Consider the following 20,439-nt stretch of genomic DNA (forward strand, 5'->3'; position numbering starts at 1 on the left):
GCCCCCGAGTCGGCACGCATTCCGCGGTGCAGCAGGGCGAATTGTCAGTGTACATATCAACTGGAGCCGCTTCGGAGTTTTACTGTCACGGAACTGAAATCGCCGGACCGGAGGAAATAGGCAGGACGCCTCGACTGCCTCCTCTTTCGAAAGAGGTTAGCGGTTTTTTCACTTTTTCAGGCGAGTCGTGTTGCCATCACGTGGTTGCAGTGCATATATCGCATTGCACCATACGTGTTGTCGCACCGCACGGCCGGTGCTTCTGGCCGGTGCTTGATGAAAAGGAACCGCGGTATGGATGATGTTCGCCAAGTCCTGAAGGACAACGAGGGCCACTGCATCGAGGATTTGACCGTCGGCATGACGGCGTCCTTCGCGAAGACGGTTACCGAGGCGGACATTGTGCTGTTCGCCGGCATCTCCGGCGACACCAACCCGGTCCACCTGAACCAGGAATACGCCAGCGGCACCATGTTCCAGGGGCGCATCGCCCACGGCATGCTGAGCGTCAGTTTCATCTCGGCCGTTCTCGGCACCAAGCTGCCGGGCCCGGGCGCCATCTACATGAGCCAGACCGTGCGCTTCAAGGCGCCGGTGCGCGCCGGCGACACGGTGACCGCCCGCGCCACCGTCACCGAGATCATCCCGGAAAAGCGCCGCGCCGTTGTCCGCACGGTCTGCACCGTCGGCGAGACGGTGGTGATCGAGGGTGAGGCCCTGCTGATGGTCCCGTCGCGCGGCTGATCCCGCCCAAGCCCTTGAGGCGGGCAAGCCTTTAACAGGTGAAATGACTTGCCGGTCGCCGGTGCGTAGACCACGCGCCGGCGCCGGTCTATATAAGACGCCCATGGCATGGCCCGCCCCGGCGGGCCGCCATCGTTTCCGGGGGCCGTGCGCGGCCCGCAGACCATCAGGGCGTGACGCATGCGATTGTTCCGACACACCGCCGACCTGCCGGAGGACGCCCGCGGGGCCGTCGTCGCCCTTGGCAACTTCGACGGGGTGCACCGCGGCCATCAGGCGGTGATCGCCACCGCCCAGCGGATCGCCCGCGATCTCGGCGCGCCCTCGGCGGTGATGACCTTCGAGCCGCACCCCCGCTCGGTCTTCCGCCCCGACGACGCCCCCTTCCGCCTGTCGCCCTTCCGCGTCAAGGCCCGCCACATCGAGGCGCTGGGGGTGGACCTGCTGTTCGTCTGCCATTTCGACGAGAGCTTCCTGCACAAGACCGCCGACGCCTTCATCCAGGAGGATCTGGTGGCTGGGCTTGGCGTGCGGCACGTCGTCTGCGGCTACGACTTCCTGTTCGGCCATGGCCGCGGCGGCGACCCCGCCCTGCTGCGCCAGGCCGGCGCGGCCCACGGCTTCGGCGTGACCGAGGTCGGGCCGGTGTCCGACGACGCGGACGGCGTCTATTCCTCCACCCGCGTGCGCGACGCGCTGGTCGCCGGCAACCCGCGCGAGGCCGCCCGGCTGCTCGGCTCCCCCTGGGAGATCGAGGGGCGCGTGGAGCATGGCGACCACAAGGGCCGCACCATCGGCTTCCCCACCGCCAACGTCGAACTGGCCGACTATCTGCGCCCCGCCTTCGGCGTCTACGCGGTGCGCACCGGCGTCGACCAGGGGGCGGGCACGGTCTGGCGCAACGGCGTCGCCAACCTGGGCCGCCGCCCGACCGTGGGCGGAACGGTGGAGCGGCTGGAGACCCACATCCTCGACTTCGACGGCGACCTCTACGGCCAGCATCTGCGCGTCCAGCTCATCGAGTTCCTGCGGCCGGAGCGCAAGTTCGGCAGCTTCACCGAGCTGAAGGACCAGATCGTCCAGGACGCCGCGGCGGCCCGCGCCGTTCTGGCCAAGGAACCGCGGACGGAGGGTTGAGCGATGGACCGCGTCATCCTGTTGCTGTTCATCCTGAACCAGGGCGGCCCGACCACCATCGAGTTCCAGACGATGGAGCAGTGCAAGGCCGCCGAGCCCGCCATCGTCCAAGCCTACCGCGAGATGACCGGCAACCCGGTGCTGACCCGCTGCATCGCGCTGGCACTGCCGGGGAAGTGACGGCAAAGGGCAAGCCCGCCCCATTGCGATTCGCACGCCGGGGGGCTACACACGGGGCAGTTTGAGCCTCCCTGGGAGCCGTTAGGCCATGACCACCGCCGCTGCCCTGCCCGACCGGGCGACGATTGCCGCCACCGCCGCGAAGATCCTGCTGGAAATCAAGGCGCTGCATTTCAACGCCGAGACGCCCTTCATCTTCACCTCCGGCTGGGCGAGCCCGGTCTACACCGACTGCCGGCGCATCGTTTCCTTCCCGCGCGCCCGCAAGGCTCTGATGGACTTCGCCGTCCAGACCATCGAGCGCGAGATCGGCTACGAGAGCATCGACGCGGTGGCCGGCGGCGAGACGGCGGGCATCCCCTTCGCCGCCTGGATCGCCGAGCGGCTGGAGCTGCCCATGCAGTATGTCCGCAAGAAGCCGAAGGGCTTCGGGCGCAACGCCCAGATCGAGGGCGTGCTGACCGAGGGGCAGCGGGTCATCCTGGTCGAGGACCTCGCCACCGACGGCAAGAGCAAGGAGAATTTCGTCACGGCGCTGCGCAACGGCGGCGCCACGGTGACCGACAGCTTCGTGATCTTCCATTACGGCATCTTCCCGCAGTCGAAGACCAACATGGACCGCATCGGCGTCCGCCTGCACGAGCTGTGCACCTGGTGGGACGTGCTGAAGGTCGCCCGCGAGAACCAGTACTTCGACGAGAACACCCTGTCGGAGGTCGAGAAGTTCCTGAACGACCCGGTCGGCTGGTCCGCCGCCCATGGCGGCAAGGCCAGCTTCGACTGACGCCGCCCGGAGGCGCCGCGCCTTGACCGCACCGTCCACACCGCTAATATCCCGCGCGATGCTGCATCCGGCGTGGGTCATGGCGCGTATGGCGCGAATTACCAACCCGGCCTCCTGAGGGGGGCCGGGACCGCCTCGTTTGTGCGTGCGTCGGGGGCCTGACCGCTGCCGCCCGACGGTTCTGCTTCAGGTTCAGGATATCCCCGACATGACCCGCGACTACAAGTCCACCGTCTTCCTACCCCGCACCGACTTCCCCATGCGCGGCGGCCTGCCCACCAAGGAGCCGGAGCTGCTGAAGCGTTGGGAGGACATGGGCCTCTTCCAGCGGCTGCGCGAAACGGCCAAGGGCCGTGAGAAGTTCGTCCTGCACGACGGCCCGCCCTACGCCAACGGCAACATCCACATCGGCCACGCCGTCAACAAGGTGCTGAAGGACGTCATCGTCCGCTCGCGCCAGATGCAGGGCTTCGACGCCAACTACGTCCCCGGCTGGGACTGCCACGGCCTGCCCATCGAGTGGAAGATCGAGGAGAAGTACCGCGCCGAGGGCAAGGACAAGGACGAGGTTCCGCTCAACCAGTTCCGCGCCGAGTGCCGCCAGTTCGCCCAGAAGTGGGTGGACGTGCAGGCCGGCGAGTTCCGCCGCCTGGGCGTCGAGGGCAACTGGGCCGACCCGTACCTGACCATGACTCTGCCCGCCGAGGCGCAGATCGTCCGCGAGATCCACAAGTTCGCCATGAACGGCGGCCTCTACAAGGGCGCCAAGCCGGTCATGTGGTCGGTGGTCGAGAAGACCGCGCTGGCCGAGGCGGAGATCGAATACCACGATCACACCTCGACCACCGTCTTCGCGCGCTTCGCCATCTGGGGCTCGCCGGCGCCGGAGGTGGACGACGCCAACATCGTCATCTGGACGACCACCCCCTGGACCCTGCCGGGCAACCGCGCCATCGCCTTCGGCGACGAGATCGAATACGCGACCTACAAGGTGCTGGCGGTCGAGGAGGGCAGCCTCGCCGAGGTCGGTGAGCGGCTCGTCGTCGCCACCGCGCTGGCCGAGAGCGTCTTCAAGGAAACCAAGATCGCCGACGCGCGGCTGCTGCACCGCTTCCCCGGCTCGCGTCTGGCCGGCGGCTACTGCCACCACCCGCTGACCCGCAGCGGTTACGACTTCAAGGTGCCGCTGCTGGCCGGCGACTTCGTCACCACCGACGCCGGCACCGGCTTCGTGCACATCGCGCCGGGCCACGGCGAGGACGACTTCCACCTCGGTCAGGCCAACGGCATCGAGGTGCCGCAGACGGTCGGCGAGGACGGGCGATACTACGACCACGTCCCGCTGTTCGCCGGCCTGCGCGTCTACACCGCCGAAGGCAAGCCGGGCGAGGCCAACGGCGCCGTGCTGAAGGCCTTCCAGGAGGTCGGGGCGCTGCTCGCCAAGGGCCGCGTCAAGCACAGCTACCCGCACAGCTGGCGGTCGAAGGCCCCGCTGATCTTCCGCACCACGCCGCAGTGGTTCATCTCCATGGAGACGAACGACCTGCGCAAGACGGCGCTGCAGGCGATCTCCGACACGACGTGGTTCCCGGCCCAGGGCGAGAACCGCATCCGCGCGATGATCGAGCAGCGCCCGGACTGGTGCATCAGCCGCCAGCGCGCCTGGGGCGTGCCGATCGCCCTGTTCGTCCGCAAGGACAACGGCGCGATCCTGCGCGACGCCGAGGTGTTCAACCGCATCGCCGACATCTTCGAGAAGGAAGGCTCCGACGCGTGGTTCGCCCGCCCGGCGCAGGACTTCCTCGGCAACGCCTACCGCGCCGACGATTACGAGCAGGTCAGGGACATCGTCGACGTGTGGTTCGAGTCCGGCTCGACCCACGCCTTCGTCCTGGAGCAGCGGCCGGAGCTGAAGTGGCCGGCCTCGCTGTACCTTGAAGGCTCCGACCAGCACCGCGGCTGGTTCCACTCCTCCCTGCTGGAAAGCTGCGGCACGCGCGGCCGGGCGCCCTATGACGCGGTGCTGACGCACGGCTTCACGCTCGACGAGCAGGGCCGCAAGATGTCCAAGTCGCTGGGCAACGTGGTCGCCCCGCAGGAGGTCTGCGACAAGTACGGCGCCGACATCCTGCGCCTCTGGGTGGTCAGCACCGACTACACCGAGGACCAGCGCATCGGGCCGGAGATCATCAAGTACCAGGCCGACCATTACCGTCGCCTGCGCAACACGCTGCGCTACATCCTCGGCGCGCTGGCCGACTACACCCCGGCCGAGCGCATCGCCGTCGCCGAGATGCCGGAGTTGGAGCGCTGGGTCCTGCACCGCCTGTCGGAGCTGGACGCGCTGGTCCGCGCCAAGATCGAGGCCTACGACTTCCACGACCTGTCGGTGGCGATCCACAATTTCTGCGCCGTGGAGCTGTCGGCCTTCTACTTCGACGTCCGCAAGGACAGCCTCTACTGCGACGCGGCCGGTTCGGTCCGCCGCCGCTCGGTGCGCACGGTGATGGAGCATCTGCTCTCCACCCTGACCGCGTGGCTGGCCCCGATCCTCTGCTTCACCGCGGAAGAGGCGTGGCTGGCGCGGCCCGAGGGCCTGACCGGCACCGAGGGCTGGAACGAGGAGAGCGTCCATCTGCGCGTCTTCCCGGCCATCCCGGCGGAGTGGCGCGACGACGCGCTCGCCGCCAAGTGGGAATCCATCCGCACCGTCCGCCGCACCGTCACCGGCGCGCTGGAACTGGAGCGGGCCAACAAGAGGATCGGCTCGTCCCTGCAGGCCAACCCGACCGTCTTCGTGGACGCGGCGACCAAGGCCCTGCTCGACGGCGTGGACTTCGCCGAAATCTGCATCACCTCGCAGATCACCGTGGCGGAGGGCACGGCGCCCGAGGGGGCGTTCGTGCTTCCGGACGTGGCTGGCATCTCGGTGGTGCCCGGCCTCGCCGAAGGGGGCAAGTGCGAGCGCTGCTGGAAGATCCTTCCGGAGGTCGGCACGAACGCCGCACACCCGACGCTGTGCCTCCGTTGCGCCGAAGCCGTGGACGCGGAACCGGCGTTCTAATACGCGTTGCCGGAGCCTGCGCCTTATCCCCTCTCCCCTCTGGGGAGAGGGTTAGGGTGAGGGGGTTCCGCCTCCTCGACGCGTCCGGCAAACGCGCAACCCCCTCACCCCGACCCTCTCCCCAGAGGGGAGAGGGAGCAGGAGCACTCCATGAGCAGCCTCTCCACGTCCGGCAGCCGCGGCTACACGGTCTTCGGCCTGTCCGTCGCCGCGCTGGTGGTGGTCCTCGACCAGCTCACCAAATGGTGGATCCTCGACGTGGTCATGCAGCCCTACCCACGGGTTGTCGAGGTCACGCCTTTCTTCAATCTCGTACTGGCCTGGAACACCGGAGTCAGCTTCGGCACCTTCGGCAGTTCCCACGCCTGGATGCCCTACGTCCTGGCCGCGGTGGCCTTCGCCATCGTGGTGGCGCTGCTGCTCTGGCTGCGGCAGGCCGACCGACGCTACCTCGCGCTGGCGCTGGGGATGGTCATCGGCGGGGCCATCGGCAATGTGATCGACCGCTTCCTCTACGGCGCCGTCGCCGATTTCCTCGATTTCCACATCGGGGGGTGGCATTTCTGGGCCTTCAACGTGGCGGACAGCGGAATCAGCGTCGGCGTGGCGCTTCTCGTGCTGGATGGGCTGTTCGCCGGCCGCGAAAAGTCGTAATAGTTCACGCGACGGAGCCGCTATAAGGGACGCGGCCCGACGACAAGCGGCCTGACGACTAGACGACGGGACTCGAACGTGACCATGCTTTCCTTCGCCTCCTCCATCGCACGGCGCTCCACCCGTTCCCTGGGGCGGGGCCCGCTGCTGGGCTTGGCGCTCGTCGCGCTGGCGCTCACCGGATGCACCGACGTCCGCCGCTCCATCGGTCTCGACCGCACGAGCCCGGACGAGTTTACGGTCGTGTCCCGCGCGCCGCTGACCATGCCGCCGAGCCTCGCCCGCCTGCCGGAGCCGCGCCCCGGCGCGGCGCGGCCGCAGGACGCCACGTCGGCCGCGGTGGCCGCCGCCTCGGTCTTCGGCGGCTCCTCCCGCGCCACGGCCGCCACCGCCGCCGGACACACGGCGGGCGAGTCGGCGCTGATTGCCCAGGCCGGCGCCAAGAGCGGCATTGAGCAGGGCATCCGCAACAAGGTCGATCAGGAGACGACCCAACTCGTCGTCGCCGACAAGAGCTGGATCGACTCCCTGCTGTTCTGGCAGACGCAGCAACAGCCCTACGAGATCGTCGATCCGAAGAAGGAAAACCAGCGTCTGCGTGAGGCCCAGGCCACCGGCAAGGCGCTGAACGACGGCACCGTCCCGACCATCGAACGCAAGCGCCGGGCGCCGCTGGAAGGGCTGTTCTAAGCCGCTTCCAAGGCCCGAGTTCAGGGCCCCAACTCGGGGCATTGTTCCGGGCGCTTCGCCGCACCAGTATCTAGGGGGCGTTCCCAGACGGGGGCGCCCCCTTTTGCATTCCCGTCCCCTTCGCTCCCAACGAGAGGCCCATGCTCCCCAACGGCCCCACCGCTCCCCCACCCTGGAAACGGCCCTGGCGCCGGCTCGCCGCCGCGGGCGTCCTGGCGCTCGCCCTGGCCGGCGCCATCCCCGCCGCCGCCCCTGCCTTCGCCGCCGAGAAGGGGGTCTTCTTCCCGGAGACCTTCACCCTGTCCAACGGCATGCAGGTCGTGCTGGTGACCAACCAGCGCGTACCGGTGGTCACCCACATGGTCTGGTACAAGGTGGGTGCTGCGGACGAGCCGCGCGGCGTGTCGGGCATCGCCCATTTCCTGGAACATCTGATGTTCAAGGGGACGGAGGAGGTTCCGCCCGGCGCCTTCTCCCGCATCGTCGCCAAGAACGGCGGGCGCGACAACGCCTTCACCTCCTGGGACTACACCGCCTATTTCCAGAACGTGGCGCGCGACCGGCTGGAGCTGGTGATGAAGATGGAGGCCGACCGCATGTCGAACCTCCGCCTCACCGATCAGGTGGTCTATCCGGAGCGTGACGTCATCATCGAGGAGCGCCGCCAGCGCATCGAGAACGAGCCCGCCGACCGCATCGGCGAGCAGGTCAACGCCACCCTCTACGTCCACCACCCCTACGGCACGCCGATCATCGGCTGGCCGCAGGAGATGGCCACCCTGACGCGGGAGGAGGCGGAGACCTTCTACAAGAGCTGGTACGCGCCCAACAACGCCGTGCTGGTGGTGTCCGGCGACGTGACGGCCGAGGAGCTGAAGCCGCTCGCCGAGAAATACTACGGCAGCATCGCCGCCCGCCCGGTGCCGGAGCGCGTCCGCGTGCAGGAGCCGCCGATCAGCGCCGCCCGCCGGGTCATCCTGCGCGACGACGAGGTGCGCCAGCCCTCGATCCGGCGCAACTGGCTCGCCCCCTCCTACCGCACCGACAAGGAGGGTTACGCCTACCCGCTCCAGGTGCTCTCGGAGATCATGAGCGGCGGCCCGACCTCCCGCCTCTACCGCAGCCTCGTCGTCGAGCAGCGCATCGCCACCTCGGCCTGGCTGGGCTACAGCCCGTCGTCCTGGGACATGACCTCGCTGGCGGCGGGCGCCTCGCCGGCCCCCGGCGTGACCATGGAGAAGCTGGAAGCGGCGCTGGAGGCCGACATCCGGACGCTCGTCGAGAAGGGCGTGACGGAGGAGGAGGTGGCCACCGCCAAGAAGCGCATGCTGGCCGAGGCCGCCTACGCCCGCGACAGCCTGACCGGCCCGGCCCAGACGCTGGGCGCCGCCATCGCCACCGGCCAGAGCATCGACGACGTGGAGAACTGGCCGGTGCGCATCGACGCGGTGACCGCCGATCAGGTCAACGCCGCCGCCCGCGCCGTTCTGGGCCAGACCAACCACGTCACCGGCCTTCTGCTGCCGCTCCAGGACAAGGGAAGCTGAGATGATCGTCCTATCCAAGCGCCTCATGTCCAAGCGCGTCTTCGGCGCCTGCCTTTTTCTTTTCGCCTTCGCCGTCTCCACTCCGGCAGCCGCCATCGAGATCAAGCGGGTGGTCAGCCCCGGCGGGATCGAGGCATGGCTGGTCGAGGATCACAAGGTTCCCATCATCGCCCTGGAATGGGCCTTTGAAGGGGCCGGGGCGTCCGACCCCAAGGGCAAGGATGGCCTCGCCAACCTCGCCGCACGCACGCTGGACGAGGGCGCCGGCCCCTATGACAGCCAGACCTTCGCCGCACGGCTTCAGGACAACGCCATTGCGCTGGGCTACGACGCCGGGCGCGACGGCTTCGGCGGCAGTCTGCGCACGCTGAGCGACCGCCGCGACGAGGCGTTCGAGCTGACCCGCCTGTCGCTGGCCGAGCCGCGCTTCGACGCGGAGGCGGTGGAGCGCATGCGCGCCGCCGTGCTGTCCAGCCTGCGTCGCGATCAGGCCGACCCCAACTACGTCGGACGGCGGCTGTTCTACTCCACGGCCTATCCCGGCCACCCCTATGGCGACGAGATCCGCGGCACGCTGGAGTCGCTGCCGACGATCACCCCGGACGATCTGCGCGGCTTCGTGAAGACCGGCTTCGGGCGCGACCGGCTGGTCGTCGCGGCGGCGGGCGACATCAGCCCGGAGGATCTGGGCCGCGCGCTTGACCACGTGTTCGGCGGCCTGCCCGCCACCTCCGCGAACGCCGCCATCCCCGACGTGGAGCCGAAGGGCCTGGGCGAGACGCTGGTCGCCACCCGTCCGACCGCGCAGACCGTCATGCTGATGGGCCAGACCGGGCTCAAGCGCGCCGACCCCGACTGGTACGCGGCGACCGTGATGAACTACGTCCTGGGCGGCGGCGGCTTCGGCTCCCGCCTGATGGAGGAGGTGCGGGAGAAGCGCGGTCTCAGCTACGGCGTCTACAGCTACCTGATTCCGATGGACCATTCCGCCCTGGTGATGGCCGGCGGCAACACGGTGAACGCCAAGGCCGGTCAGGCGCTGGACATCATGCGCCAGGAATGGAAGCGCATGGCCGACGAGGGCGTGACGGAGGAGGAGCTGGCCGACGCCAAGACCTACCTCACCGGCAGCTTCCCGCTGCAGCTCAGCAGCACGCAGGCCATCGCGCGCATCCTGCTCCAGGTCAAGCGCGACGAGCTGGGCATCGACTATCTCGACCGCCGCGACGCCTTCATCAACGGCGTCACCCAGGCCGACGTGCAGCGCGTGGCGAAGCGGCTGCTCGACCCCAACCGGCTGCTGACCGTGCTGGTCGGCCGTCCGGAAGGCGTGACCGCGACGCGGACAATCGACGGGGGGAGCTGACGGCAGAAACTGAAGGGAGGGTGGTCGCGGTGGTTTCCCCCACCGCGACCACGCCGCTCATGCCAAGTCCGGCTGGCTCCCCGGAAAGCGCGGATCCCCGGGATCGATGGGGCGGCCCGGCACTTTGCCGGGGATGATCCCCACCTGATCGGGCCGCTCGTCCTCACGGCGTTCCTCGTCTTCTGGAACCGGGGCCGCCGGAACCGGCGGATTCCGCTCGGGTTTGTTCGGATCGCTCATGGTCACCTCCTGTCCCCGAAAGAACACAGGGCAGCGGTTGCCGGTTTCATCCACCGACCCGCATAGTCCGCTTCACCTAGCCCTTTGTGCACGTTGGATGCGCCGCTTTGGCGCGTACCCGGCGCGCAACGAACGGTGCTAGGCTCCGCGCACGCGAGAAGGAGGCAAAATCCCAATGTCAGCGCTCACCCGTTCGCCCGCCTGGGAAGCCCTGGCCCGTCACCGCCAGGACGTTTCGACCCTCCACATGCGCGACCTGTTCGACGCCGACGCCGACCGCTTCAACCGCTTCTCCCTGGAAGCCTGCGGCCTGCTGTTCGATTATTCGAAGAATCGCATCACCGAGGAGACGCGCAGCCTGCTGCTCGATCTCGCCCGCCAGCAGGACGTGGAGGGCTGGCGTGACCGCATGTTCGCCGGGGAGCGGATCAACATCACCGAGGACCGCGCCGTCCTGCACACCGCGCTGCGCAACCGCTCCAACCGTCCGGTCATGGTGGACGGCCAGGACGTGATGCCGGAGGTGAACGCCGTCCTGCACCGCATGGAGCGCTTCGTCCGGCAGGTTCGCGACGGCGCCTGGACCGGCTACACCGGCCACCCGATCACCGACATCGTCAACATCGGCATCGGCGGGTCCGACCTCGGCCCGGTGATGGTGACGGAGGCGCTGACCCCCTACCTGCACCCGCAGATCGGTGTGCATTTCGTCTCCAACGTGGACGGCACCCACATCAGCGAGACGCTGGAATGGCTGGACCCGGAGACGACCCTGTTCGTCATCGCGTCCAAGACCTTCACCACCCAGGAGACGCTGGCCAACGCCCACACCGCGCGGCGCTGGTTCCTGGAGAGCGCCGGCGACCCCGCCCATGTCGCCAAGCATTTCGTCGCCGTCTCCACCAACGAGGCGGAGGTGCGCAAGTTCGGCATCGACCCGGCCAACATGTTCGGCTTCTGGGACTGGGTCGGCGGGCGCTATTCCCTGTGGTCGGCGATCGGGCTGTCCATCGCGCTCGGCATCGGCATGGACCGCTTCTATGAGTTGCTGGACGGCGCCCACGCCATGGACGAGCATTTCCGCACCGCGCCGCCGGAGCGCAACATGCCGGTGCTGATGGCGATGCTGGGCGTCTGGTACGTCAATTTCTGGGGCGCCAAGTCCCACGCCGTGCTGCCCTACGACCAGTACATGCACCGCTTCTCCGCCTATCTCCAGCAGTTGGACATGGAGAGCAACGGCAAGACGGTGGACCGGCAGGGCGCGCGGGTGGACTACGCCACCGGCCCTGTGGTCTTCGGCGAACCGGGCACCAACGGCCAGCACGCCTTCTACCAGCTCATCCACCAGGGGACGGAGCTGGTCCCCGCCGACTTCCTGGCCCCGGCGGAGACCCACAACCCTGTCGGCGACCACCACCGCATCCTGCTGTCGAACTTCTTCGCCCAGCCGGAGGCCCTGATGCGCGGCAAGACCGCCGACGAGGTGCGCGCCGAGATGGCCAAGTCCGGCAAGCCGGCCGAGGCCATCGAGCCGCTGGTCCCCCACCGCGTGTTCGAAGGCAACAAGCCGTCCAACAGCATCCTGTTCAAGAAGCTGGACCCGCGCACGCTGGGCGCCCTGATCGCGCTGTACGAGCACAAGGTGTTCGTCCAGGGCATCGTGTGGGCCATCAACAGCTTCGACCAATGGGGCGTGGAGTTGGGCAAGCAGCTGGCCGGGAAGATCCTGCCCGAACTCCAGAACGGGCCGACCGCCGCGCTGGGGCACGACAGTTCGACCAACGGGCTGATCGGCTGGTACCGCAAGCACCGCTGAGCGGACCTTTACGGCGAACGAAGGAGAGGCGGAAGAGTGGCAGACAGCCGCTTTCCCGCCTCTCCTTGATTCGCTATGGCGCGATCAGCATCATCAGACAACGCCCAGAAGCGCGGGGAAATTGTAAACCGTACCACCAACCTGAAGCTGCTCGATCGTCAAAATTCCCACAGTGTTGGAATTCGTGCGGAAGTTCTCGATCAAAACGCCGTTGTCGACTTGGCCGTTATCATTGATATCCGATTTCAAGTAAACCCATAGGTCGTTGTTGTTGACCCAGGTCGCTTGAAGATCGCTCAACGTCGCATTGAGGAAGGCAAGCCTATCTGCTGAACCGGGATTGCTGTCGGCAGTGTCAAAGATGTAGATACTTCCGCCCGGCAACGGATCGTGGAAGTAGGTGCCGTCACCGGCACCCCCGTAAAGCTCGCCCCACGAGTAAGAGCCTCCCCCGATCAGCGTATCGTTTCCCGATGCCGAAGTCGTCCCTCCGTAGATCACGTCATACCCGCTGCCACCGTGTAACAGGTCCGCCTCGGTGTCGCCGTTCAGAGTATCGTCGCCGTTACTGCCCAGAAGCGTATCGGACCCGCCATGTCCGAACAGGCTATCGTTGCCGTCGCCGCCATCCAGATAATCAGCCTAGTAGCCGCCGACGATTGTATCGTTGCCGCCCAGGCCGTAAATCGAGAATTGATTCGTGATGGATCCTGGGCAAGACCCGCTTGGCGCCAAATCATTTCCATTGGTCAGGGCATAGCCATAGTAAGCCACAATCATCCTCCACACATTATATTTTGTGCACCCACAATGAATGCACACAAAACAATTACCGCGAGTCCGTATAAAGAAAATATGTATTTTATATGCAAGAACTCAAATCATACCATGATATTACTTAGATACCTAAGTAATCAAAATCTTAATTTTAATTTTATGCCGTGACCATTGCTTCAAATGAAAGAATGGACTATAGAAGGAGAAAGGAATCAGGAGGGCGTAGCTATGAATGTTCAATTGGCCTTAACCGGTGCATATTCGACATCATCAGCCTCCTCCGCAACAGGCACCACCCAGCCACGCACCGCCGACAACAATCAGATTGGCGGCGCAGCCACCTCGACCGCCGAGAGCACAAAGGACACGCTGTCCTTGAGCCCCCTGGCGGCGAGCCTGAAGGGGCCGTCGCTGGACCTTTTCAACAAGCTGAAGCAGAACGAGCGCACCCTGCTCAGCGGCCTCGTGGACAGCGGCAAGGTCACCGGAGACGACGTGAACAACGTGCTGATGGGCAGCCTGAAAATGGCTCGGTCCACGGCCTTCATGAACGGAGGCCGGATGTTCGAATCCCAGAATCGCGGCCTCTTCGCCCGCGCCGCCACCGTCACCGCGGATGAGATGCTGAAGGCGACGGACGACACGCTGGCCCGGCGCAAGGAACTGGTTGCGCGGCTGGGAGAATTGGACAAGAACGGCCAGGGTGGCTCCGCCGACTACGGCGAGATCCTGCGCGCCCTTTCCGGAGTGGAGCCCGGCGCGGGCACCGATCAACCCAGCGCGGAACCCCATGGCAACAGCCGGGCGACCGCACATTTGCGCCAGACCCGGCTCTTTTCGCCCTATTACATGAAGTTGGGCGATCCTTTTTTCATCCGCAACGGTGAGGAGGAAGCGGCAAGCAACAAGCTGAAGGAGGCCGGGGTTTCCTTGTCCAGCCTCACGGACGCCGCCCGCGGCATGGCCGAGGACAACGTGGCGGACATGGTGCAGCAACAGGCGTCGGATAGGGCCGAGATCATGCGGCGGAACGGCGGCTGAGCCGGCGCAACGGGGCGCCTCCCGCAGGAAGCCCTTGTGCGGCGTGGCGATCCGGCGTAGGGTGCAGCCATGAACCCCGTGCGCCTCACCTCTCCCGCCCTTCTGGGGCGATTTTGGTACCGCTGGTACATTCCGGCGGCATAGGTATCGCACACCCACGATGCACCCAAAGCCGCCCGACCCGAGGCGGCTTTTGTGTTTTCAGCACGCGGTGCACGCAAAATCCCCCTGACGGTCACGGCGGCCTCCCATACCACCGGAGGTCCCATCATGTCCGATTTCGATTTCGACGTTGTCACCGGCCCGTCCCGCGCCAGCTGCCCCGCCACCCCCGGCGAACCGGAAACGCAGGAGGACGGCCACCCCGCCGACAAGACCGGTCCGGCGTGACCGCCCCGAACTGGAACCGCCCCGCCCTTCCCGCCATGCCATGCCATGCCATGCCATGCCATGCCGATGAGGAAAAGCGGGGCGGTCCACAAGCAAGGACGGCCGCCGCTTATGGCTAAGGTGACCGGCGCGCCACACCCGCGTCCAGCCCGTTCCACGTGCCACCGTCAGCCATCAGCAGCGCGGCGGGGATGACGACGCCGGTCGAACCGGTGGCCACCAGGACCTCGCACAGAAGGCGGTTCGAGGCACGCCGATGGCGATGACGGGGAAATTGGGCTGTTCTTGCCGAGGAAAGAAGGACCGAACCGGACGCCTGTCATCCGGCCGGACAGTTCCGCCGCATGGACAACCGCCCCCGCGCTCGGCATTATCAATCACCACCTCGGGATGCATCCCGAAGGCCGCGCCATCGAAAAAGCGGGGGGAGCGCGCATGTCCATCATCGACGTCACCAGCGGCACGCCCACCGCTTTCGGCTCAGGCGTCAAGTCGGGTCCGGCAAAGGCACCCGTTGCCGCCACGTTAGGCACCACCGCGCCCAACAGCGGCCGCAACGGCACGGTGGATACGGTCAGCCTGTCCACCGACGCAGTCCGGGCCATGGAGGCTGGGACCATCTCCTTCACTGTCCCAAAGGCCGACGCCGCAGCAGCGAAAGACCCGGTGGCGGCGCGCATGGAGACCATGCTCGCCCGCCGCGACTATGACCTCAAGCAGGCCGACTACATGCGGGAGGCGATGGGCATGCTGCGCCAGACCCTCAACCTGCCCGAGGACCAGCCCATCTTCCTGGGTGGCGCTGCACATGGCCTGCTGGACAGGTTGGCGGCGAAGAACGGCCTCAGCAAACCCGAGTTGCCGGACGCGCTGCGCGCCGCCGGGGCAAAGGACCCGTTCGCGGAGGACGCCGACGCCGAAACCGGCGTAATCGGCGTCGGGATGCCCAACAGCGGCAAGGAGTTGCAGGTCGTCTTCGACCGGCTCGGCCTCGCCGGTCGGTCCACCAAGACGGACGACCCACTGCGCATGATCGCGCTGACGGACGGAAACGGCCGCGGCGGCGCGTTGCTCGGCGCCATCAAGGGAGGAACTCTGGGAGGCCTCACCGACACCCGGCCGGGCCAGGGCGCCAACCTGTGGGCGGTGACCGACGGGGACGGGGGACCGAATGCCCGGGTCCTCGCCTCCGTCCGCTCAGTCGGCATGGACGACGTGGCCACCGGCATGGCCACCAACCTGCTGAAAGGGCTGAAGGGGCTGTTCGACGGGACTTGAGGCCCACCGCATCCGTTCGCCGCGCATGCCCCGCTCGTGGTGGCATTCCCGGCGTGAGCCTACTATATTTGGCGCATGCCGATCCGTATGCTGCCCGACACGCTCGTCAACCGAATCGCCGCCGGCGAGGTGATCGAGCGGCCCGCCGCCGCCGTCAAGGAACTGGTGGAGAACGCCATCGATGCCGGGGCCACCCGCATCGACGTGGTGGTGCGCGACGGCGGCAAATCGCTCATCACCATCACCGACGACGGCTGCGGCATGGGGCCGGACGAACTGGCGCTCGCCGTGGAGCGCCATGCCACCTCCAAGCTGCCGTCCGACGACCTTCTGGACATCCGCTCGCTGGGTTTCCGCGGGGAGGCGCTGCCCTCCATCGGGGCGGTCAGCCGCCTGACCCTGACGAGCCGCCCGCGCGGCGCCGACAGCGCCTGGGCGCTGACCGTGGACGCCGGGCTGAAGGGCGCGCCGCAGCCCGCCGCGCTCGCCCAGGGCACCCGCGTCGAGGTGCGCGACCTGTTCGCCGCCGTGCCCGCCCGCCTGAAGTTCCTGAAGGCCGCGCGGACCGAGTTCGACCACATCGGCGACAGCATCGAACGGCTGGCCATGGCCCACCCCGGCGTGGCCTTCACACTGGACGGCGACAACCGCTCCCCGCTGCGCCTGTCGGCCGCGCAGGGCGACCTGCTCGACGCCCGGCTGACCCGGCTGGGCGCCCTGATGGGACGCGACTTCCAGGACAACGCCGTGCCGGTGCAGGCGGCGCGCGAGGGGGTGACGCTCGCCGGCTGGATCGGCCTGCCCACCCTGCACCGCCCCACGGCCCGCCACCAGAATTTGTTCGTCAACGGCCGCCCGGTGCGGGACAAGCTGATGGTCGGCGCGGTGCGGGCGGCCTACGCCGATTTCCTGCCGCGCGACCGCCATCCCATGCTGGCGCTGTTCCTCGACCTCGACCCGCAGGAGGTGGACGTGAACGTCCATCCCGCCAAGGCGGAGGTGCGGTTCCGCGACCAGGGCTTGGTGCGCGGGCTGATCGTCGGCGCACTGAAGCACGCGCTGGCCGAAGCCGGGCACCGCGCCTCGACCACCGTGGGGCTGGCGACGCTGGGTGCGCTGCGCCCGGAGAGCGGTGTCGACGCGGACGGAAACATCCTGCCGCCCTCCCCCCTGCCCTACCGCAACCCGGCGCACCAGCCGGCGCAATCCTGGGGTGGCAGCTACGGTTCCGTCGTGCCGCGCGGGCTGGCCGATCGGGCAACCGCCTTCCAGTCGCCCCATCAGGCGTCGCTTCCCCCCCTGCAGGGCCGACTCGCCGGCTGGCAGGCCGCGCCGGCCGCGCGCCCGCCGGACTACTCGGCGCAGGCCGCCGCCGCTCCGCCGCTGGATAGCCACCCGTTGGGGGCGGCCCGCGCCCAGGTCCACAACACCTACATCGTCGCCCAGACCACCGAGGGGATCGTCATCGTCGACCAGCACGCCGCCCACGAGCGGCTGGTCTACGAGCGGATGAAGACCGCGCTTCTGGAGGGCGGCGTGAAGCGGCAGGCCCTGCTGATCCCGGAGTTGGTGGAACTGGACGAGCCGTCGGCCAACCGCCTGCTGGGCCGCGCCGCCGAGCTGGCGGAGCTGGGTCTGGCGGTGGAGGGCTTCGGCCCCGGCTGCGTTCTGGTGCGCGAGGTCCCGGCCCTGCTGGGCCAGAGCGACGTGAAGAGCCTCGTCCGCGACCTCGCCGAGGAGCTGGCGGAACTGGGCGACGCGCTGTCCTTGAAGGAGCGGCTGGAGGACGTGTGCGGGACCATGGCCTGCCATGGCTCGGTCCGCGCCGGGCGATCCCTCAGCGTCGAGGAGATGAACGCCCTGCTGCGCCAGATGGAGGCCACCCCCCACAGCGGCCAATGCAATCACGGCCGCCCCACCTACGTGGAGTTGAAACTGTCCGACATCGAGCGGCTGTTCGGGCGACGGTGACCTTGTCGGACCACAGATGGACTGACCCTGAACCACACACGAATTGACCCTGAAACCACAATAGGTCCGGCCCGCGTCGGCATCGCGCCAGCACTCATTGGATGGCCGCGGAACAGCATTGTCACGCCAAGCCTGGCGGCGGCCGGACGGTGAGGTTACGCGGATCCGATGACTCCGCTCTCGTATGCCCGCCACCAGTTCCCGCCTGCCGTCATCCAGCATGCGATCCGGCTGTATCTGCGGTTCACCTTGAGCTACCGGGATGTCGAGGAGCTTGGCTGAACGCGGCATCGACGTGTCCTACGAGACGGTGCGTCGGTGGGTGTTGAAGTTCGGGCCGGTCATCGCCAGCAACCTGAGGCGCCTCCGGCCGAGGCCCAGCCCACGCTGGCATCTGGACGAAATGATCGTGAAAATTGGCGGCCGGCCGATGTACTTGTGGCGCGCCGTCGACGATGAGGGCGAGGTGCTAGAGGCGCTCGTCCAGCGCCGAAGGGACAAAGCCGCGGCTTGCAAGCTGATGCGCAAGCTGCTCAAGAAGCATGGCTTTCCTCCTATCCAGGTCACCACGGACAGGCTGCGCTCCTACGGGGCCGCTTTCCGGGAATTGAACCTGAGAGCCCACCACGAGCAAGCCCGGCGCAAGAACACGCGGGCCGAGGTTTCGCACCAGCCGGTCCGTCGACGCGAAAGGAAAGTTCAGCGCTTCACATCACCGGCTCCGCCCAGCGCTTCGCCCTCATGCATTCCGCAACCTACAACACCTTAAATCTTCAGCATCATCTGATCTCCCGTCGCACCCTGCGCATCTTCCGGGCGCGGACGATGGCCGAGTGGCACACCGCCATAGCCGCGGCGTGAACCAGTCGGCGACTCCTGGCGATCTGCGCGTTGCTTCAGTTCGTGTGACAGTGCCGACCAATGCGCGGATTCCAGCTCCCAGACAGCGCCCATCTTTTCTGCCGGGCCCATGACGAGGTGCGCAACTGTCTGCGCCCGGCACCCCGGTGCAACCGGCATGTTCCGCCCCCCGGCGACAGGCGCCCCATGTCCGGAGGGTCGCCGCCCTGCGCGACATGCTCGCCGTCGCGTAATCAAACCCTCCAGTTCGGGGCGGCGTCATGCACGCTGTGCCGCGAGACCTGACGCAAACCCGCTCTGCGCACCCGTTTGGCTTGCAGATAGGACTTGATTTGTTTGCAGGACCAACGCACAAATTACTGTATGATGTGTGTGGCAACTCACCTGCTGATCGGAGCCAGGGCCATTGCGATAGCCCTGCTTCTGTCGTTGGTGCCGTTGTTGATGCCGGCGCAGAGCGCACATGCCGAGATGCTGCCCATCCCAATGAATGTGCAGTACGATGTCACATCCGCGCATGCGGAGGATTCGGCGGCCGCCAGGGTTGACGACACCCTGCAGGACAACATCATCATCGTTCTGGAAACCAGCAACGGGGATCCCGAACAGATCGGCGACGAGATCGCTCCTCTCGTGGCATCGCCACGCCCGATCTTCGCCGATTCCATCGTGCTGTTCTTCGAGCACGGCGGCCATCCCCATGGGGACGCAACGCCCTGCTGGCGCCCTCCGACACTTCTCTCTTTCGCCGCGTAACCGCGGTCTCTGCGGCCTAGCAGAAGGCTCGGCCCAACGAGGCTGACGCAACAGGCGCGCCCCTTGGACGGACGATTCCGCGCCTTTCCCTGTCGCGTCTCCGGGCCGCCACCAACCATCAACCCCGCTGCGTCGAAATTCGGCGCACAGCGCAACATCGTCACACGAAGAATCGGCACCTCAGCCGAAGCCAAGGTGCCGATCAAGTCTGGCGCACTAGAAAGAAAAATGCCACATCGCGCCTGCCAGCAATAACGGGAAGCATAATCCGACAGAACAAGCCTTCTTATAGTATTTCTCACGTATAATTCCGTTATAGGCGAGAAATATCCTGGCCAGCGCGTTCGAAGCCTTACGTCGCTCCCATTGGTATTCTGGCAGCGCCACGCGACAATGGCAAATGTATTTATTGTAAATCAGTAAGTCAACGCAATTTTTTAGTTAATAAATTTTCGCACTGTAGCGAATCGTATGCAGCTTAATGCAGCATATTATCTCATGTATTCTAAGGTTAAACTGGGAAGAGAAGGCTGTTGAGAGCAATTTATCTATCTTCATAGAGGCATAACGGTGTCCATGAGAGGCGCTCTGCATGCCGATAGACATGTGACAGTGACTTTCGTTGCCGCAATAACAGATGTATTGACTGCGATAGAATTCTTGTGAGTCGTAAAAAAATCGCTTATTTGTTTGGCGTTGTTTACGTTTTTCTAGACCGCCTCGCAAAAAGGCGATATGACGACAAGGAAGCAGGTCACGCGAGTGCCCATTGTGGAAAGCTGCTCCCAGCCCCTCGCGAACGGCCATGCGTCATAAAATACCAAAATCTAGGGGGATCGTACTCATGACAGTGAATAGTGCAGATTCAGCACGGGCGACACAACGCAACAGCTATTGGCGGGCATCGCTGCGCCTCATCATGCTCTGCTTGGTGATCTGGTTCGTTGTTTCTTATGGATTCGGCATTCTCCTTGTCGATCAAATGAACGCCATCAATCTCGGCGGCTTCAAGCTTGGCTTCTGGTTCGCGCAGCAGGGCTCGATCTATGTCTTCGTCGTCCTGATTTTCTTCTATGCGATGCGAATGAACGTCATCGACCGTCAACACGGCGTTCACGAAGACTGAGCGAAGGGGGCAAT

The 20,439-nt window shown here is 66.4% G+C and carries 17 protein-coding genes and 1 pseudogene; 16 read left to right on the top strand and 2 right to left on the bottom strand.

The window, feature by feature from the left end; translation table 11 throughout:
- Positions 1-294 precede the first annotated feature (294 nt).
- From AMK58_RS10960 to AMK58_RS10995, 9 genes are all read left to right on the top strand, one after another.
- The gene (locus AMK58_RS10960) at positions 295-744 is read left to right on the top strand and encodes a MaoC family dehydratase (RefSeq protein WP_014239679.1); all 450 of its coding nucleotides are present in this window, start codon (positions 295-297) and stop codon (positions 742-744) included.
- 180 nt (positions 745-924) lie between these two features.
- Positions 925-1,881 carry a bifunctional riboflavin kinase/FAD synthetase gene (locus AMK58_RS10965; protein ID WP_035671966.1) on the top strand — a complete coding sequence of 319 codons (957 nt, stop codon included), beginning with the start codon at positions 925-927 and terminating at the stop codon, positions 1,879-1,881.
- Positions 1,882-1,884: 3 nt separating this feature from the next.
- Complete coding sequence (locus AMK58_RS30855) at positions 1,885-2,061, top strand: hypothetical protein (protein WP_014239676.1); 177 nt, start codon at positions 1,885-1,887, stop codon at positions 2,059-2,061.
- Positions 2,062-2,149: 88 nt separating this feature from the next.
- Positions 2,150-2,845, top strand: a complete 696-nt coding sequence (locus AMK58_RS10970) for an orotate phosphoribosyltransferase (RefSeq protein ID WP_035671964.1) — start codon at positions 2,150-2,152, stop codon at positions 2,843-2,845.
- Between the two features lie 208 nt (positions 2,846-3,053).
- Positions 3,054-5,909 (top strand): isoleucine--tRNA ligase, encoded by a 2,856-nt coding sequence (ileS, locus tag AMK58_RS10975; protein WP_035671961.1) that lies wholly within the window; start codon positions 3,054-3,056, stop codon positions 5,907-5,909.
- A 150-nt stretch (positions 5,910-6,059) separates the two neighbouring features.
- Positions 6,060-6,563 carry a signal peptidase II gene (lspA, locus tag AMK58_RS10980; protein ID WP_035671957.1) on the top strand — a complete coding sequence of 168 codons (504 nt, stop codon included), beginning with the start codon at positions 6,060-6,062 and terminating at the stop codon, positions 6,561-6,563.
- Between the two features lie 84 nt (positions 6,564-6,647).
- Positions 6,648-7,253, top strand: a complete 606-nt coding sequence (locus AMK58_RS10985; RefSeq protein ID WP_059398892.1) for a DUF3035 domain-containing protein — start codon at positions 6,648-6,650, stop codon at positions 7,251-7,253.
- Positions 7,254-7,393: 140 nt separating this feature from the next.
- Entirely contained in the window at positions 7,394-8,800 is a 1,407-nt protein-coding gene (locus tag AMK58_RS10990) for a M16 family metallopeptidase (protein WP_035671954.1), read from the top strand.
- Position 8,801: 1 nt separating this feature from the next.
- On the top strand, positions 8,802-10,166 hold the full coding sequence (locus AMK58_RS10995) for a M16 family metallopeptidase (RefSeq protein WP_079285076.1): 1,365 nt from the start codon (positions 8,802-8,804) through the stop codon (positions 10,164-10,166).
- 57 nt (positions 10,167-10,223) lie between these two features.
- On the opposite strand, the gene AMK58_RS11000 is transcribed toward AMK58_RS10995, so the two are convergent.
- Complete coding sequence (locus AMK58_RS11000; RefSeq protein ID WP_035671948.1) at positions 10,224-10,406, bottom strand: hypothetical protein; 183 nt, start codon at positions 10,404-10,406, stop codon at positions 10,224-10,226.
- Positions 10,407-10,581: 175 nt separating this feature from the next.
- On the opposite strand from AMK58_RS11000, the gene pgi reads away from it, so the two are divergent.
- Complete coding sequence (gene pgi, locus AMK58_RS11005) at positions 10,582-12,225, top strand: glucose-6-phosphate isomerase (protein WP_035671945.1); 1,644 nt, start codon at positions 10,582-10,584, stop codon at positions 12,223-12,225.
- A gap of 93 nt (positions 12,226-12,318) precedes the next feature.
- On the opposite strand, the gene AMK58_RS11010 is transcribed toward pgi, so the two are convergent.
- Positions 12,319-12,858, bottom strand: a complete 540-nt coding sequence (locus AMK58_RS11010; protein WP_107685975.1) for a calcium-binding protein — start codon at positions 12,856-12,858, stop codon at positions 12,319-12,321.
- Between the two features lie 324 nt (positions 12,859-13,182).
- On the opposite strand from AMK58_RS11010, the gene AMK58_RS11015 reads away from it, so the two are divergent.
- The 6 genes and pseudogenes from AMK58_RS11015 to AMK58_RS11040 all read left to right on the top strand — a co-directional run bounded on the left by AMK58_RS11015 (position 13,183) and on the right by AMK58_RS11040 (position 20,425).
- Positions 13,183-14,043 (top strand): hypothetical protein, encoded by an 861-nt coding sequence (locus AMK58_RS11015; RefSeq protein WP_137165115.1) that lies wholly within the window; start codon positions 13,183-13,185, stop codon positions 14,041-14,043.
- An 825-nt stretch (positions 14,044-14,868) separates the two neighbouring features.
- A complete protein-coding gene (locus AMK58_RS11020; protein WP_035671938.1) occupies positions 14,869-15,711 on the top strand; it encodes a hypothetical protein in 843 nt (280 codons plus the stop codon).
- A gap of 75 nt (positions 15,712-15,786) precedes the next feature.
- Complete coding sequence (gene mutL / locus AMK58_RS11025; RefSeq protein WP_059398893.1) at positions 15,787-17,682, top strand: DNA mismatch repair endonuclease MutL; 1,896 nt, start codon at positions 15,787-15,789, stop codon at positions 17,680-17,682.
- A 168-nt stretch (positions 17,683-17,850) separates the two neighbouring features.
- Positions 17,851-18,543 (top strand): annotated as a pseudogene (locus tag AMK58_RS11030) (IS6 family transposase).
- 336 nt (positions 18,544-18,879) lie between these two features.
- Entirely contained in the window at positions 18,880-19,299 is a 420-nt protein-coding gene (locus AMK58_RS11035; RefSeq protein ID WP_137165116.1) for a hypothetical protein, read from the top strand.
- Between the two features lie 844 nt (positions 19,300-20,143).
- Positions 20,144-20,425, top strand: a complete 282-nt coding sequence (locus tag AMK58_RS11040; protein WP_051140119.1) for a DUF4212 domain-containing protein — start codon at positions 20,144-20,146, stop codon at positions 20,423-20,425.
- Positions 20,426-20,439: the final 14 nt, after the last annotated feature.

It is taken from the genome of Azospirillum brasilense, assembly GCF_001315015.1.
GTDB lineage: Bacteria > Pseudomonadota > Alphaproteobacteria > Azospirillales > Azospirillaceae > Azospirillum > Azospirillum brasilense.

Excerpts from the sequence above, each read along its gene's own strand:
- AMK58_RS10970 (WP_035671964.1), top strand. The coding sequence starts at position 2,150 with ATGACCACCGCCGCTGCCCTGCCCGACCGGGCGACGATTGCCGCCACC.
- mutL (WP_059398893.1), top strand. The coding sequence starts at position 15,787 with ATGCCGATCCGTATGCTGCCCGACACGCTCGTCAACCGAATCGCCGCC.
- AMK58_RS11015 (WP_137165115.1), top strand. The coding sequence starts at position 13,183 with ATGAAAGAATGGACTATAGAAGGAGAAAGGAATCAGGAGGGCGTAGCT.
- AMK58_RS10965 (WP_035671966.1), top strand. The coding sequence starts at position 925 with ATGCGATTGTTCCGACACACCGCCGACCTGCCGGAGGACGCCCGCGGG.
- AMK58_RS11040 (WP_051140119.1), top strand. The coding sequence starts at position 20,144 with ATGACAGTGAATAGTGCAGATTCAGCACGGGCGACACAACGCAACAGC.
- AMK58_RS10960 (WP_014239679.1), top strand. The coding sequence starts at position 295 with ATGGATGATGTTCGCCAAGTCCTGAAGGACAACGAGGGCCACTGCATC.
- pgi (WP_035671945.1), top strand. The coding sequence starts at position 10,582 with ATGTCAGCGCTCACCCGTTCGCCCGCCTGGGAAGCCCTGGCCCGTCAC.
- lspA (WP_035671957.1), top strand. The coding sequence starts at position 6,060 with ATGAGCAGCCTCTCCACGTCCGGCAGCCGCGGCTACACGGTCTTCGGC.
- ileS (WP_035671961.1), top strand. The coding sequence starts at position 3,054 with ATGACCCGCGACTACAAGTCCACCGTCTTCCTACCCCGCACCGACTTC.
- AMK58_RS11020 (WP_035671938.1), top strand. The coding sequence starts at position 14,869 with ATGTCCATCATCGACGTCACCAGCGGCACGCCCACCGCTTTCGGCTCA.
- AMK58_RS11000 (WP_035671948.1), bottom strand. The coding sequence starts at position 10,406 with ATGAGCGATCCGAACAAACCCGAGCGGAATCCGCCGGTTCCGGCGGCC.
- AMK58_RS10990 (WP_035671954.1), top strand. The coding sequence starts at position 7,394 with ATGCTCCCCAACGGCCCCACCGCTCCCCCACCCTGGAAACGGCCCTGG.
- AMK58_RS10985 (WP_059398892.1), top strand. The coding sequence starts at position 6,648 with ATGCTTTCCTTCGCCTCCTCCATCGCACGGCGCTCCACCCGTTCCCTG.
- AMK58_RS10995 (WP_079285076.1), top strand. The coding sequence starts at position 8,802 with ATGATCGTCCTATCCAAGCGCCTCATGTCCAAGCGCGTCTTCGGCGCC.
- AMK58_RS30855 (WP_014239676.1), top strand. The coding sequence starts at position 1,885 with ATGGACCGCGTCATCCTGTTGCTGTTCATCCTGAACCAGGGCGGCCCG.